Raw genomic sequence first — 13774 nt, forward strand, 5'->3', positions numbered from 1 at the left:
GAGTACTTGACTACCGCGCCACCCTCAGCGCCAGCTGCAGCATCGCATCCCACGCATCCCCCGCGAACGCCTTGGCCCGCAAGCCCTTGACCATGCGGTCCACCTGCGCCGCCTCCTGCAGGGCCGCTTCCAGCGTGGCGATCGAGACGCGCCGCACGGCCGGCTCCATCATGCGTTCGCGCGGGCCCCAGATGCGGTGTTCCTTGAGCAGCGCGCCCAAGGGGCGGCCCTGCTGCATCCCGGATTTCAATTTTAGCAGCGTGCGGATTTCTTCACTGACGGCCCATAACACCAGCGGCAGCGCCTCGCCCTCGCCCTTCAGTCCGTCGAGCATGCGCGCCAGCCGCGCCGGGTCGCCCAGCAGCATCGCCTCGGACAGCTTGAACACGTCGTAGCGCGCCACGTTCAGCACCGCGTCATGCACCTGCTCGAAACTGAGCTTGCCCGGTTCGTGCAGCAGGCCGAGCTTCTGGATTTCCTGGTGCGCCGCCAGCAAATTGCCTTCCACGCGGTCGGCGATGAAGTCCAGGCTCTGGCGGTCGGCGCTCTGGCCCTGGGCGCTCAAGCGCACGCCGATCCAGTTGGGCAGTGCGGCGCGTTCGACGGTCGGGATCTCGATATACACCGCGGCCTGCTGCAGCGCCGTCACCCAGGCCGCCTTGGCGGTCTGCCAGTCCAGCTTGGGCAGGGTGATCAGGGTGAGGTTGTCGGGACTGAGGTCTTTCGCATAGCTTTGCAGCGCGGCGCTGCCATCCTTTCCGGGCTTGCCGGTCGGGATGCGCAGCTCGATCAGCTTCTTGTCGCCGAACAGCGACATGGCTTGGTTGGCGGCCAGCAGCTCGCCCCATTTGAAGGTGCGCTCGACCGTGAGCACGTCGCGCTCGGTATAGCCCTGGGCGCGCGCGGTGCGGCGGATACGGTCGGCCGCTTCCAGCGCCAGCAGGTGCTCGTCGCTGGTAATCACGTACAAGGGCGCCAGGCCCTTGGCCAGGTGGCCCTCGAGGGCCTCAGGCCGCAGCTGCATGGTTCACCTTCACACCGGCTTGATCGCGGCCAGGCGGCGCAGGATCTGCTGCACCAGGTCGGCCTGCATGTCGCGGTAGAGCAGCGCTTCTTCCGATTCCTTGGCCAGCACCTGCGATTCATCGAAGGCGATGTTGCGGCGCAGGGTGATCTCGGTCGGGGCCAGCAGCACCTTGTTGTTGGCGTCGCGCACGCGGAACACCAGCGTATAGCTCAGCGAGTATTCGCGCACCCGGCCCAGGCTGTTCAGCGACAGGATGGCCTTGCCGCGCGATTCGCCCAGCACGTCGAACAGCGCCTCGGCCTTCGAGGCGTCGCTCTCGATGCGCACGGAATCGCCCGCGCGCAGGTTGCGCTTGAGCTCCGTGCCCAGCGGCGAGGTTTCGGCAAAGGCCAGGTAGATGCTCTGGAAGGGCATGTTGTACTGGCCGTTCGAGCCGCGCAGCTGGAAGCCGCAACCGGCCAGGGTTGCAGCGGCCAGCAGCGCCAGGAGAGTCCGTACCACGATCGTCTTCATCGCTTACACCACGATGTTGACGAGTTTGCCCGGCACGACGATGACCTTCTTCGGCGGACCTTCGAGGAACTTCTGCACCGCTTCTTCCGCCAGCGCAGCCGCTTCGATGCTGGCCTTGTCGGCATCCTTGGCCACCTTGACGGAGCCGCGCAGCTTGCCGTTCACCTGGATCATCATCTCGATTTCCGACTGCTCCAGCGCAGCAGGATCGACTTCCGGCCACTGCACGTTGAGGATATCGCCGTAGACGGCGGCATAGCCCAGCTCCTGCCACAGCGCGTGGGTGATGTGCGGCGCGACCGGGTTCAGCAAACGCAGGAAGATCGAGAAACCTTCGGCAATCACCGCGTCCGACGCCGCGCCCTCGGCCAGCTTGGCGGATTCGAGCGTGTTGAGCATCTTCATGCAAGCCGAGACGACCGTGTTGTACTGGATGCGTTTCAGGTCGTAGTCGGCCTGTTGCAGTACCTTGTGCACTTCGCGGCGCAGGGTCTTCTGGGCGTCGTCGAGCGAGCCTTGCTTCTGGCCGGCCAGGGCTGCGGCGATACGCTCGCGCTGGGCGTAACCGAAGGCCCACACGCGGCGCAGGAAGCGGCTGGCGCCTTCGACGCCGCTGTTCGACCATTCCAGGGTCTGCTCCGGCGGCGAGGCGAACATCGTGAACAGGCGCGCGGTGTCGGCGCCGTACTGCTCGATCTGGGCTTGCGGGTCGATGCCGTTGTTCTTCGACTTCGACATCTTCTCGGTGCCGCCGATGTTCACGGGCTGGCCGTCCGCGCGAAGGACCGCGTTCTGCGGGCGGCCCTTGTCGTCGAAGGTCAGCTCGACGTCGGCCGGATTGAACCAGGTCTTCTTGCCGGCAGCGTCTTCGCGGTAGTAGGTTTCGTTGAGCACCATGCCCTGGGTGAGCAGGTTGACGAACGGCTCGTCGAACTTCACCAGGCCGAAGTCGCGCATGACCTTGGTCCAGAAACGCGCATACAGCAGGTGCATGACGGCGTGCTCGATGCCGCCGATGTACTGGTCCATCGGCATCCAGTAATCGTTGCGCGCGTCGACCATGGCCTCGTTCGAGCCCGGCGAGGTATAGCGCATGTAGTACCAGGACGAATCGATGAAGGTATCCATCGTGTCGGTCTCGCGGCGCGCCGGCTTGCCGCACTTCGGGCAGTCGCACTTGAGGAAGGCTTCATCCTTGTTCAGCGGGTTGCCGGTGCCGTCCGGGACCAGGTGTTCCGGCAGCACGACCGGCAGGTCCTTTTCCGGAACCGGCACCACGCCGCACTCGCCGCAGTGGATCATCGGGATCGGGGTGCCCCAGTAGCGCTGGCGCGAGATGCCCCAGTCGCGCAGGCGGAAGGTGACCTTCTTGTCGCCCAGGTTCTGCCCCGCCAGGTCGCCCGCCACGGCATTGACCGCGGAGATGTAATCGAGGCCGTCGTACTTGCCCGAATTGATGGTGCGGCCGGCTTCCTTGTCGCCATACCACTCCTGCCAACCATCGAGCGAGAATTCCTGGCCTTCGACGGCGACGACCTGCTTGATCGGCAGATTGTATTTTTGCGCGAAACCGAAGTCGCGCTCGTCGTGGGCCGGCACGCCCATCACGGCGCCGTCGCCGTAGGTCATCAGGACGTAGTTGCCGATCCAGACCGGAACCTGTTCGCCCGTGACTGGGTGCGTAACGGACAGGCCGGTCGGCATGCCCTTCTTTTCCATCGTCGCCATGTCGGCTTCGATCACGGAGCCGAGCTTGCACTCGGCGATGAAGGCTTGCAGCTCCGGGTTGTTTTTTGCTGCGTGCTGGGCCAGCGGATGCTCAGCGGCCACGGCGCAGAAAGTCACGCCCATGATGGTGTCGGCGCGGGTGGTGAAGACGTACAGCTTGCCCTCGTTGATGGGCTCACCCGTTTCATCCTTGATCTGGTGCGGGAAGGCGAAGCGCACGCCGGTCGATTTGCCGATCCAGTTGGCCTGCATGGTGCGCACGCGCTCCGGCCAGCCCGGCAGCTTGCTGTCGACGTGCTCCAGCAATTCGTCGGCGTAGTCGGTGATGCGCACGTAGTACATCGGGATCTCGCGCTTTTCGATCGGCGCGCCCGAACGCCAGCCGCGGCCATCGACCACCTGCTCGTTGGCCAGCACGGTCTGGTCGACCGGGTCCCAGTTCACGGTGCCGGTCTTCTGGTAGATGATCCCTTTTTCCAGCATCTTCAGGAACATCCACTGGTTCCACTTGTAGTACTCCGGCTTGCAGGCGGTCATCTCGCGCGACCAGTCGATGGCCAGGCCCATCGATTCCATCTGCCCGCGCATGTGCGCGATGTTCGAATAGGTCCACTCGGCGGGCGGCACGTTGTTGGCCATCGCCGCATTCTCGGCCGGCATGCCGAAGGCGTCCCAGCCCATCGGCATGAGCACGTTGTAGCCGTTCATCCGCAGGTAGCGGTACATCACGTCGTTGATCGTATAGTTGCGCACGTGGCCCATGTGCAGCTTGCCCGATGGGTAAGGCAGCATCGAGCAGGCGTAATACTTGCCTTTTGGGAAACGTGGGTCGTGTTCGACGGCTTTGTAGGCCTCGATCGACTTCCAGTAGGCCTGGGCGGCCTGTTCGACTTCGGCTGGACTATATTTTTCTTGCATGGTGATCTGCGGACGGAAAAAGGGAGTGGAGCAGAACATTATACTGGTTCATTTTGCACTGCGGCGAAAGCTGCAGGCCCGGGGCGCGGCGGGCCCCCAATGAAAAACCGCCACCGCCGCGCGAGCGGGGATGGCGGTTCGGCGGGGCGAGCCGGATCTAGCGCAGCACCAGCTCCAGTGCCGGCTCGTCGCCGTAATCCTCGTAGCGCTCGTTGATGCCGCCGACGCAGAAGGCGATTTCCTCGAACAGGTCGGGCACCGTGGCCTTCATCTTGTCGGCATCGGTGATGACGATTTCCAGCACCTCGTTAGGCCTGAGGGTGAACTTGGTCATGTTCTCGTCGTCGCGCAGGTAGCTCAGGCAGTCGACCCAGGCGTCGATGCTGTCGCCGTAGGATTCGGGAAAGCCGAAGGCGCGGCGCGATTCGCGGTGGAAGGAGGCTTCGTCGACGATCGCCGCGCCGTTCAGTTCTGCGGTCGCCATCTTAAGCTTTCAGGCCGAGCACGTCGTCCATGCCGAACAGGCCGTTCGGTTTGCCGGCCAGGTAACGCGCCGCGCGCAGGGCGCCGTGGGCGTAGGTGACGCGGCTGCTGGACTTGTGGCTGATCTCGATGCGCTCGCCCGTCCCCAGGAACATCACGGTATGGTCGCCCACGACGTCGCCGCCGCGCACGGTGGCAAAGCCGATGGTCGATGGATCGCGTTCGCCGGTCACGCCTTCGCGCCCGTAGACGGCGCAGTCCTTCAGGTCGCGCCCGATGGCGCCGGCGATGACTTCGCCCATCTTAAGTGCGGTGCCGGAAGGCGCATCGACCTTGTGGCGGTGGTGCGCTTCGACGATCTCGATGTCGTAGCCTTCGTTGAAGCTCTTCGCCGCCATCTCGAGCAGCTTGAGGGTGACGTTCACGCCCACGCTCATGTTCGGGGCGAACACCACGCCGACCTTCTCGCCGGCGGTGCGGATCGCGGCCTTGCCGGCATCGTCGAAACCGGTGGTGCCGATCACCATCTGCACATTGTTGGCGGCGCAGTATTCTAGGTGGCGCAGCGTGCCTTCGGGACGGGTGAAGTCGATCAGCACATCGGCATCCTGCAAGGCCGCCGCCAGGTCGGACTGGATCGTCACGCCGGTGACCTGGCCGGCAAAGGCGCCGGCGTCCGTGCCGATCGCGGGCGAACCGGCGACGTCCAGCGCGCCGGCCAGCACTGCATCCGGCGCGGCCCCGATGGCCTCGACCAGCATGCGGCCCATGCGGCCGCTGGCGCCGGCAACGGCGATTCTCAATTGCGTCATGCCGCGGTTTCCTTACTGGATGACCGGGGCGCCGCCGACCTTGACCGGCTCGACCGGACGGCTTTCCGGCTTGGTCTTGGTGCTGACCTTGGCCGGGCCGGCGATGCGGTCGATGTATTCGCGTTCGGTCGGCAGGTTGCCGCCTTCGAAGCGCTCCACCTTGTCGTCCTTGAAGAAGATGGTGACGCGGCTGGTGGTCAGCTCGCCGTTGCCGCGCGCGAGGTAGAACGGGAAGTCCCAGCGGTCGGCATGGAAGATGTCGGTCAGCAGCGGCGAGCCGAGGATGAAGCGCACCTGCTCCTTGGTCTGGCCTTCTTTCAGCTGGGTCAGCATCTCCTGCGAGACGAAGTTACCCTGCTGGATGTCGGGACGGTAAGGCGAGAAGATCCACATGAATTTCTGCAGCTTGCTGGCCTGGACCGTCTGGGCGCCGGCGTTGGCGGCGGCAGCCGATTTCTGCGCGTCGGCGGCTACGGCAGCCGGGTCCGTGCTCACCGGCGGCGCAGGACGCGTCTGGTTGCGCCAGGCGGCGCAGCCCGAGAGCATCAGCGTGCACGCCAGGCCGGCCGCAAGGGCTGCCCGGGCTGGAAATCGACGGAGAACGGCTGGTTTGACGCGCATAGGTAACCTCAAAACGTTTGAGCGGGAGCTCCAAAACGCTATATCATAAAGCACTCCGCCAATATACGAGCAACAAACATGAGTAACAATCCCACCGACCTGAAGGCCAGCGGCCTGAAGGCAACCCTGCCGCGCCTGAAAATCCTGGAAATCTTCCAGAACAGCTCCGTTCGGCACTTGACGGCGGAAGATGTCTACAAGATCCTGCTAGCGGAGAACATGGACGTCGGCCTGGCCACTGTCTACCGCGTGCTGACCCAGTTTGAGCAGGCCGGCCTGCTGAACCGCAACCATTTCGAGACCGGCAAGGCCATCTACGAGCTCAACGCCGGCTCGCACCACGATCACCTGGTGTGCCTGGATTGCGGTCACGTGGAAGAGTTCTACGACGAAGAGATCGAGTCGCGCCAGCACGCGATCGCGGCCGAACGCGGGTACAAGATTGCCGAGCATTCGCTGGCGATTTACGGGAACTGCATCAAGGTGGCTTGCCCGCGCAAGGGGTGAGCGCCTGCCTCGCGGCCGAGCTCACGAATTGCTCAGGGCATTCGACAGCAGCTTGGCCGTGATATCCACGATCGGAATCACGCGCTCGTAGGCCATGCGGGTCGGCCCGATCACGCCCAGGGTGCCGACGATGCGCCCGTTCACTTCGTAGGGCGCCGTCACCACGCTCATTTCATCCATCGGCACGAGTTTCGATTCGCCGCCGATGAAGATCTGCACGCCGCCTGCCTTGCTGGACACGTCGAGCAGCTGCATCAGGCCGGTCTTTTGCTCGAACATGTCGAACATCTGGCGCAGGGAGCTCATGTTCGACGACAGGTCGGATACCGACAGCAGATTGCGCTCGCCGGAGATCACCATGTCGTCGCCCTCGGCCATCGCCGCGCTGCCGGTTTCCACGGCCATCGCCATCAGGCGTCCCATGTCGTCGCGCAGCTCGCGCAGTTCGCCGCTCAGGCGCTGGCGCACCTGGTCGAAACTCAGGCCGGCGAAATTCTGGTTCAGGTAATTGGCCGACTGGATGAGTTGCGTCGGCGTGTAGTCGACGTCGGTGAGCAGCAGCCGGTTCTGCACGTCGCCGCGCGGATCGACGATGACCAGCAGGATGCGCTTTTCGGACAGGCGCAGGAATTCGATCTGCTGGAACACCGATTCGCGCCGCGGGCTTTGCACCACGCCGGCGAACTGCGACAGCGAGGACAGCATCTGGGCCGCATTGGCGATGAGCTTTTGCGGCTGCTGCAGGGGCAGGCGCATCTGGTGCGATTCCATCGCGTGCTCGTCGAGGTGCTGCACCGTGAGCAGGGTGTCGACGAACAGGCGGTAGCCGCGCGGGGTCGGGATGCGGCCGGCCGAGGTGTGGGGGCTGGAGACATAGCCCATTTCTTCAAGGTCGGCCATGATGTTGCGGATCGTGGCGGGCGACACGTCGAGACCGGAAATCTTCGACAGCGCGCGCGATCCGACCGGCTGGCCGTCGGCGATGTAACGCTCGACGAGGGCTTTGAGCAGGGTCTGGGCGCGGGGTTCGAGTTGCATATTCCAGGTAGGCGGGAGGGTCCGTACCTATTATGCACGCTCCGGCGCGCCCCGCGCCAGTTATCCGTGCGCGCGCTTGAGCCAGTCGACCAGGCCGTCCAGGCTGTTGACTTCGCCGTCCGGCGCGATCTCGCCGGCGAAGATGTTTTCCTTGGCGGTGCGGTTCATCCAGACCGCGCGCAGGCCGGCGCGCTGGGCGCCCTGCACGTCCAGGTGCAGGTCGTCGCCGACGTAGACCGCCTCGTGGGGGGCGATGCCCAGCTGGCGGCAGGCTTCCAGGAAGATCGCCGGTTCCGGCTTGGCCACGCCGAAGCTGGGCGCCGCGACCGACACCTCGAAATGGCGCGCCAGGCCGATGGTCTGCAGGTCGGCATTGCCGTTGGTGACCGAAGCGATGCGCACCCTGCCCTTCAGGCGCAGCAGGCCGGGCAGCACGTCGTCGTAGGGAATCACGGCGTTGCGGGCCGCAAAGAATTCGGTCATCGCCAGCTCCACCTTGGCCGCATCTTCGCCGGCCTGCTCGAACGCCGCGATCAGGCCGGCGCGGCGCAGGGCGCCCAGGTCGAGCTGGAATTCCGGCTTGCGTGCAAGTAATTCGAGGCGCGCGTGGCGCAAGGTGTCGATCGTGAACTGCTGCGCGACCAGCGGCGCGTGCTCGCGCAGCCAGGCAAACAACTTCTGCTCGGCCTCGATGATGACGGGCGCGATCGGCCACAGGGTGTCGTCCAGGTCGAACAAGACGGCTTTGGGCCAGGGGCGGCGCTGGGTTGTCATGGTGAGGTCTGCTCTGTCAACGGTCAGGCAAGCATAGCGAGCCCGGGAGCAGAAATCAATGCGGGGCCGTCGGTTACACCCCGATACAAAGGCAAACCGTCCAGCAGCTTGCCAAATGGACTAAAATGTTGGGCGATTATCTATCCGCCGCCACCTTCAGTGCGCGGTTGTGCATTCCACCAGTTGTGATTTTTGGAGAAATTATGAAGAGTTCCTACCTGCGTGCCGGTGCTGCGCTGGCGTGCGCGCTGGCCCTGTCCGCCTGTGGCGGCAGCGATGGCGACCTGGGGCTGGGCGGTTCGTTTTCCGGTGTAACCAAGCCAGGCCTGGTGTTGCAGAACAATGGCGGCTCCGACCTGGCAGTTGCGCCAACGGCCAGCGGTTCCGGCAACTTCTTCTTCAGCCAGCTGCAGGAAACCGATGACGACTATAACGTCACGATCAAGAGCATCCCGAGCAATGCCGAGAAATGCGAAGCCTTCCGCAATGTCGGCCGGGTCGCGTTCACCATCACCACGGTGGGTATCGTCTGCACGGTCAAGAACCATGCGCTGACGGGCACGGTGTCCGGCCTGACGGGCAACAACCTGGTGCTGGTCAACGGCGCCGACCGCGTGCCGGTCGCCGCCGGCGCCACCACCTTCGCCATGGCCCGCGTGAACGAAGACGCGCCGTATGGCGTCGCCGTCCTGACCCAGCCCGACAACCAGACCTGCACGGTTGCCAACGGCAGCGGTGTGATGGGCGCGAACGACGTGAACAACGTCGCCGTCACCTGCGTCAACCGTCCCTAATTCTCCTGGAGCTGACCCAATGAAGTTTTCCCTGATTCGTCCGGCCGGCGCGCTGGCACTGGCACTGAGCCTTGCCTCCTGCGGTGGCGGCGGCGACGACAATGATTTTTCGATCAAGGGCGTGGTCGAAGGCGTGGCCTACCCTGGCCTGGTGCTGACCACGAACGGCCAGGACTTGGCGATCGCACCGCCGGCCAAGGCCGCGGACCCGGTGGAATTCACCTTTTCGAAGCGGCTTGGCTACGGCGACGAGTTCAATATCGCGATCAAGTCCAACCCGGCGCATCAGACCTGCGGCGTCAACCCGCAGTTCCCGCGCAGCGTCTATGGCACGGGCGGCGAGCTGACCCAGATTAATGCGCGCTTCGTCTGCTCGATCAACGCCTACAACATCGGCGGCAAGATTACCGGCCTGACCGCGGCCAATACCGGCCTGCAGCTGACCAACGGCAGCAGCGGCGGCTCGATCGTGCCGACGCCCGATGCCAACGGCGCGCCATTCGAGTACATCATGCCGCTGAAGGTCGAATTCGGCGTGACCTATGGCGTCACCATCGTGACCCAGCCGGTCGGCCGCTTCTGCACCGTGTCGAACGCCACCGGCACCATGGGCGATGCGGCAGTCACCAATATCGACGTCAATTGCGTGCCGCGCTAAGGCATTCACGAAACGCATGTCTCGTATTCGAAAGGAGAATTGGACTAATATGCTGTAACGCAGCATACTAACTCCTGTCTCCTCCAACTCTCCTTAAAAAGAATTGGATTTCAGCCCGCCTCACAGCGGGCTTTTTTTTGCCCGCTCGCCGGGCAGGACAGCTGCCTCAGGCTGCGCGCTTGGCGCTGATCTTCACCACCGCCACCTGCGAGGCGCCGACCGACACCTGGGCGTTGTACGCCTCCGCCGCGCGGGTGGTCGCTGCCGTCGCGTAGCCGCTGACGCCGGCCAGGACCAGAGTGGCGAGGAAAATGGCTTCCATGTGCTTGAGGGTGTTCATTGTCGTGCTCCTTCGGTTGAGTGGCGGGCCGTTTCCGGCTGTCGATGGAAGCACTTTAGCCAATGGGCGACATTGGCTCCAGCGAAGTGCGACGGACTGCAGGAATGCGCGCTTGAAGGGCGAAAATGCGCGATGTTCTGCGATGGTGCGCTGCGGCAGAGCGGTGTAGCAGGACGTAAAAAAACCACGGCGCGTCGTCGTGGCGTGAACGCGTGGCCGGAGAGGCCGGCCACGCTAGGCGTTACAGCAAATTGGCCAGCGCCACATACTGCTCCAGCCCGACGGCTTCCGGACGGGCGCCCGGATCGATGCCGGCCTCGACCAGCTGGGCCTCGGTAAACATGCCCGCCACGCAGTTGCGGATCACCTTGCGGCGCTGCGAGAAGGCCTTGGCCACCACTTTCTCCAGCGTCGCGGCGTCGCAGGGGAGCATCTCGCGTTTCGGGATCATGCGCACGATGGCCGAATCCACGCGCGGCGGCGGATCGAAGGCGGTTGGCGGGACGATGAACATCAGGCTCATGTCGTAGCGCCACTGCAGCATCACCGACAGGCGGCCATAGGCCTTGGTGCCGGGCTCGGCCACCATACGCTCGACCACTTCCTTTTGCAGCATGAAGTGCTGGTCTTCCACCAGCGGCGCGAACTCGGCCAGGTGGAACAGCAGCGGGCTCGAGATGTTGTACGGCAAATTGCCGACGATGCGCAGGCGCTGCCCCTCCGGCACGGGAATCGCGCCGAAATCGAATTTCAGGGCGTCGCCCGAGTGCACGGTGAGTTTTTCGCGCGGGTAAGCCTTTTCCAGGCGCGCCACCAGGTCGCGGTCGAGCTCGACGACATGCATCTGGTCGAGCTGCTTGAGCAGCAGCGCCGTCATGGCGGCCAGGCCCGGGCCGATCTCGACCATGACTTCGCCGCGCTGCGGCGCGATGGTGTCGATGATGTCGCCCAGGACCATTTTGTCGGTCAGGAAGTTCTGGCCGAAGCGCTTGCGTGCTACGTGTTTCATGTGTGCTTTCTTGCTTGTCTATTTATTGTGTGGCCAGGCGGCGCGCGCCGGCCATGGCCATGGCGGCGCGGATCGCCTCGGTCATGCTGCCGCAGTCGGCCAGCCCGAGGCCCTGCGCGGCCAGGTCGAGCGCCGTGCCATGGTCGACCGAGGTGCGCACGATCGGCAGGCCCAGGGTGACGTTGATGCCGCGCCCGAAGGTCGCGTACTTCAGCACCGGCAGGCCCTGGTCGTGGTACATCGCCAGCACGCAGTCCGCGTCCTGCAGGTATTTGGGCTGGAACAGCGTGTCGGCCGGGTAGGGGCCGCGCGCGTCGATGCCGCGCGCGCGCGCTGCTTCCAGCACCGGCCCGATGACCTCGATTTCCTCGCGTCCCAGGTAGCCGTTCTCGCCCGCGTGCGGGTTCAGGCCGGTGACCAGGATGCGCGGCGCGGCGATGCCGAACTTGGTTGTCAGGTCGCGCTCGACGATGTCGATGACCTGCGCCAGGCTCTCGCGCGTCAGCGCGGCGGGGACGTCCTTGAGCGGCAGGTGGGTAGTGGCCAGCGCCACCCGCAAATAAGCCTGGTCGCCGGCCGGCTGCCCGGCCAGCATCATCACGACCTGGGGCGTCTGGGTTTTCTCGGCCAGGTATTCGGTATGGCCCGAGAAGGCCACGCCAGCGTCGTTGATCGTGCTTTTCTGGAGCGGCGCGGTGACGATGCCTTCGAACCAGCCGCACTGGGCGCCTTCGATCGCGAGGTCCAGGGTGGCCAGCACGGCACGCCCGTTTTCCGCGTCCAGGATGCCGGGCACCACGTGGGCGGCCAGCGGCACGTCGATCACGGCCAGGCGCTCCTTGCCGAACTGCGGCAGGCCGCCGTTGCGCAGGGCCTGGATCGACAGCGCGGCCAGGCGGATGCTTGGGTCGATCAGGCTGGCGGTGAGCGCCAGGAAGGCGGCGTCGCCGACCAGCACGCAGTTGGCGACCTCGCGCAGCGCCCAGGCCGCGCGGATCGAGATCTCGGGGCCGATGCCGGCCGGCTCGCCGACCGTGATCGCCAGTGTCGGGCGATGCGTCGGCCGGCTCAGCTCCGGCATGGCCATGGGATTACTGCTCCTCGCGGAACTCGACGTAGGCGCGGTCGCGCACCTGGCGCATCCAGTCTTCCATCGCTTCCTGCATCTTGCGCTCGCGCAGCACCTGGCGCGCCACGTTGCGCTCCTTCTGCAGGCTCACGTCTTCGCTCTTGCGCTCGGCCACGCGGATCAGGTGGTAGCCGAACGGCGATTCGATCACATCCGAGACTTCGCCCGGCTTCAGGCCGCCCAGGGCAACATCGAACTCGGGACCGGCGTCGCCCGGCATCAGCCAGCCCAGGTCGCCGCCCTTCGGCGCGGTTTGGGTGTCCTGGCTGTTCTGGCGCGCCAGCTCTTCGAACGTCGCGCTCTTGTTGACGATCTTTTCCCGGAGCTCGGCCAGCTTGCGCTTGACCTCTGCGACCGTCATGGTCGGCGTCGGCTTGAGCAGGATGTGGCTGGCGCGGGTCTGCTGGACCACTTCTTTTTCGCCGCCGCCGGCGACGCTGCGCTTTTCCGCCATCCGCAGGATGTGGAAGCCGACGTTGGTCTTGATGATCGAGGTGATCTGGCCCGGCTGGAGTTTACGCAGTTCGGTGGCGAAGACCGGCGGCAGGCGGTCCGGGTCGCGCCAGCCGATTTCGCCGCCCTTGAGGGCGTCGGGCGCTTCCGAATAGGTGGCGGCCATCTTGGAGAAATCGGCGCCGGTGCGCAGCTGGCGCGCCACTTCCTCGGCGCGCGCGCGGCGTGCCGCGATCTGCTCGGGCGAGGCGTTTTCGGGCACGGCCACCAGGATCTGCGACAGATTCATCTCGACCTTCTCGGCCGCTGCGGCTTTCGAGGCGGCCAGGTAGGTGTCGATCTCGGCTTCGGAAATCTGGATCTTGGCGTCGACCTCGTGCTCGCGCAGGCGCTGCATCATGATCTCGTTGCGGATGTCGTCGCGGAACTGCGCGTACGGCAGGCCCTCTTTCTCCATCTGGTTGCGCAGTTCCTGCACCGTCATCTTCTGGCCTTCGGCGATACGGCCAATGGTGGCGTCGAGGGTGCGGTCGTCGACGCGCACGCCCATTTCCTTGGCCAGCTGCAGCTGCGCGCGCTCGACGATCATCGCCTCGACCACCTGGCGTTCCAGGGTGGCCTGGTCCGGCAGCTGCACGTTGCGCGCCTTCAGGTTCTGCGCGGTCTGGACGGCGCGGTTACGCACCTCGTTCTTGGTGATCACCTCGTCGTTGACCACGACGTGGATCGAATCGATCACCTTGGTGCTGCTTGACGCCGGCGGCAGGAAGCCGCTGCCCGGCTTGGCGGCGGCAGGCGCCGCGGCAGGGGCGGCCTGGGCCAGGACCTGGCCCGTGGTCAGGGCGCACAGCAGCGCTGCTGCGAGCGTGGAAATGTGCAAACGGGTGGAACGCGTCATCTGGAAAGCACTCATTCAGGTGAATAAATATTCAAGTCATCCGGCAGGCAGTGTAGTACCTGCCGGTTAAGA

At 65.0% G+C, this 13774-nt stretch carries 15 protein-coding genes; 3 read left to right on the forward strand and 12 right to left on the reverse strand.

All coding sequences use genetic code 11. From position 1 onward, the window contains the following. Positions 1-10 precede the first annotated feature (10 nt). The 6 genes from holA to AC3XQU_RS18830 form a co-directional block, all read right to left on the reverse strand. Positions 11-1024 carry a DNA polymerase III subunit delta gene (holA, locus tag AC3XQU_RS18805; protein WP_489875682.1) on the reverse strand — a complete coding sequence of 338 codons (1014 nt, stop codon included), beginning with the start codon at positions 1022-1024 and terminating at the stop codon, positions 11-13. Positions 1025-1033: 9 nt separating this feature from the next. Further along, a complete protein-coding gene (locus tag AC3XQU_RS18810; RefSeq protein WP_489875683.1) occupies positions 1034-1540 on the reverse strand; it encodes an LPS-assembly lipoprotein LptE in 507 nt (168 codons plus the stop codon). Between the two features lie 3 nt (positions 1541-1543). Then, complete coding sequence (gene leuS / locus AC3XQU_RS18815; RefSeq protein ID WP_489875684.1) at positions 1544-4186, reverse strand: leucine--tRNA ligase; 2643 nt, start codon at positions 4184-4186, stop codon at positions 1544-1546. A 157-nt stretch (positions 4187-4343) separates the two neighbouring features. Next, positions 4344-4670 (reverse strand): barstar family protein, encoded by a 327-nt coding sequence (locus AC3XQU_RS18820; protein ID WP_489875685.1) that lies wholly within the window; start codon positions 4668-4670, stop codon positions 4344-4346. 1 nt (position 4671) lies between these two features. Then, the gene (dapB, locus tag AC3XQU_RS18825) at positions 4672-5481 is read right to left on the reverse strand and encodes a 4-hydroxy-tetrahydrodipicolinate reductase (protein WP_489875686.1); all 810 of its coding nucleotides are present in this window, start codon (positions 5479-5481) and stop codon (positions 4672-4674) included. Between the two features lie 12 nt (positions 5482-5493). Further along, positions 5494-6027 (reverse strand): outer membrane protein assembly factor BamE, encoded by a 534-nt coding sequence (locus AC3XQU_RS18830; RefSeq protein WP_489875687.1) that lies wholly within the window; start codon positions 6025-6027, stop codon positions 5494-5496. A gap of 153 nt (positions 6028-6180) precedes the next feature. On the opposite strand from AC3XQU_RS18830, the gene fur reads away from it, so the two are divergent. Beyond that, entirely contained in the window at positions 6181-6609 is a 429-nt protein-coding gene (fur, locus tag AC3XQU_RS18835; protein ID WP_489875688.1) for a ferric iron uptake transcriptional regulator, read from the forward strand. 21 nt (positions 6610-6630) lie between these two features. Here fur and hrcA read toward each other — a convergent pair whose 3' ends face one another. Together hrcA and AC3XQU_RS18845 are read right to left on the reverse strand one after the other, a co-directional pair. Next, positions 6631-7647, reverse strand: a complete 1017-nt coding sequence (gene hrcA, locus AC3XQU_RS18840; protein ID WP_489875689.1) for a heat-inducible transcriptional repressor HrcA — start codon at positions 7645-7647, stop codon at positions 6631-6633. Positions 7648-7707: 60 nt separating this feature from the next. Beyond that, a complete protein-coding gene (locus AC3XQU_RS18845; protein WP_489875690.1) occupies positions 7708-8421 on the reverse strand; it encodes an HAD family hydrolase in 714 nt (237 codons plus the stop codon). 203 nt (positions 8422-8624) lie between these two features. Between AC3XQU_RS18845 and AC3XQU_RS18850 the strand changes: the two genes are divergently transcribed. Continuing rightward, positions 8625-9215, forward strand: a complete 591-nt coding sequence (locus AC3XQU_RS18850; protein WP_489875691.1) for a hypothetical protein — start codon at positions 8625-8627, stop codon at positions 9213-9215. Positions 9216-9234: 19 nt separating this feature from the next. Next, complete coding sequence (locus AC3XQU_RS18855; protein WP_489875692.1) at positions 9235-9873, forward strand: hypothetical protein; 639 nt, start codon at positions 9235-9237, stop codon at positions 9871-9873. A gap of 166 nt (positions 9874-10039) precedes the next feature. On the opposite strand, the gene AC3XQU_RS18860 is transcribed toward AC3XQU_RS18855, so the two are convergent. From AC3XQU_RS18860 to AC3XQU_RS18875, 4 genes are all read right to left on the reverse strand, one after another. Continuing rightward, positions 10040-10213 carry a hypothetical protein gene (locus tag AC3XQU_RS18860; RefSeq protein WP_489875693.1) on the reverse strand — a complete coding sequence of 58 codons (174 nt, stop codon included), beginning with the start codon at positions 10211-10213 and terminating at the stop codon, positions 10040-10042. Between the two features lie 241 nt (positions 10214-10454). Beyond that, a complete protein-coding gene (gene rsmA / locus AC3XQU_RS18865; protein WP_489875694.1) occupies positions 10455-11222 on the reverse strand; it encodes a 16S rRNA (adenine(1518)-N(6)/adenine(1519)-N(6))-dimethyltransferase RsmA in 768 nt (255 codons plus the stop codon). Positions 11223-11244: 22 nt separating this feature from the next. Further along, positions 11245-12309: a 4-hydroxythreonine-4-phosphate dehydrogenase PdxA gene (gene pdxA, locus AC3XQU_RS18870; protein WP_489875695.1), complete on the reverse strand. Its 1065-nt coding sequence runs from the start codon at positions 12307-12309 to the stop codon at positions 11245-11247. 4 nt (positions 12310-12313) lie between these two features. Next, entirely contained in the window at positions 12314-13702 is a 1389-nt protein-coding gene (locus AC3XQU_RS18875; protein WP_489875696.1) for a peptidylprolyl isomerase, read from the reverse strand. Positions 13703-13774 lie beyond the last annotated feature (72 nt).

It is taken from the genome of Telluria sp. AZSoR62 (assembly GCF_058111565.1).

Excerpts from the sequence above, each read along its gene's own strand:
- holA (WP_489875682.1), bottom strand. The coding sequence starts at position 1,024 with ATGCAGCTGCGGCCTGAGGCCCTCGAGGGCCACCTGGCCAAGGGCCTG.
- AC3XQU_RS18810 (WP_489875683.1), bottom strand. The coding sequence starts at position 1,540 with ATGAAGACGATCGTGGTACGGACTCTCCTGGCGCTGCTGGCCGCTGCA.
- leuS (WP_489875684.1), bottom strand. The coding sequence starts at position 4,186 with ATGCAAGAAAAATATAGTCCAGCCGAAGTCGAACAGGCCGCCCAGGCC.
- AC3XQU_RS18820 (WP_489875685.1), bottom strand. The coding sequence starts at position 4,670 with ATGGCGACCGCAGAACTGAACGGCGCGGCGATCGTCGACGAAGCCTCC.
- dapB (WP_489875686.1), bottom strand. The coding sequence starts at position 5,481 with ATGACGCAATTGAGAATCGCCGTTGCCGGCGCCAGCGGCCGCATGGGC.
- AC3XQU_RS18830 (WP_489875687.1), bottom strand. The coding sequence starts at position 6,027 with ATGCTCTCGGGCTGCGCCGCCTGGCGCAACCAGACGCGTCCTGCGCCG.
- fur (WP_489875688.1), top strand. The coding sequence starts at position 6,181 with ATGAGTAACAATCCCACCGACCTGAAGGCCAGCGGCCTGAAGGCAACC.
- hrcA (WP_489875689.1), bottom strand. The coding sequence starts at position 7,647 with ATGCAACTCGAACCCCGCGCCCAGACCCTGCTCAAAGCCCTCGTCGAG.
- AC3XQU_RS18845 (WP_489875690.1), bottom strand. The coding sequence starts at position 8,421 with ATGACAACCCAGCGCCGCCCCTGGCCCAAAGCCGTCTTGTTCGACCTG.
- AC3XQU_RS18850 (WP_489875691.1), top strand. The coding sequence starts at position 8,625 with ATGAAGAGTTCCTACCTGCGTGCCGGTGCTGCGCTGGCGTGCGCGCTG.
- AC3XQU_RS18855 (WP_489875692.1), top strand. The coding sequence starts at position 9,235 with ATGAAGTTTTCCCTGATTCGTCCGGCCGGCGCGCTGGCACTGGCACTG.
- AC3XQU_RS18860 (WP_489875693.1), bottom strand. The coding sequence starts at position 10,213 with ATGAACACCCTCAAGCACATGGAAGCCATTTTCCTCGCCACTCTGGTC.
- rsmA (WP_489875694.1), bottom strand. The coding sequence starts at position 11,222 with ATGAAACACGTAGCACGCAAGCGCTTCGGCCAGAACTTCCTGACCGAC.
- pdxA (WP_489875695.1), bottom strand. The coding sequence starts at position 12,309 with ATGGCCATGCCGGAGCTGAGCCGGCCGACGCATCGCCCGACACTGGCG.
- AC3XQU_RS18875 (WP_489875696.1), bottom strand. The coding sequence starts at position 13,702 with ATGACGCGTTCCACCCGTTTGCACATTTCCACGCTCGCAGCAGCGCTG.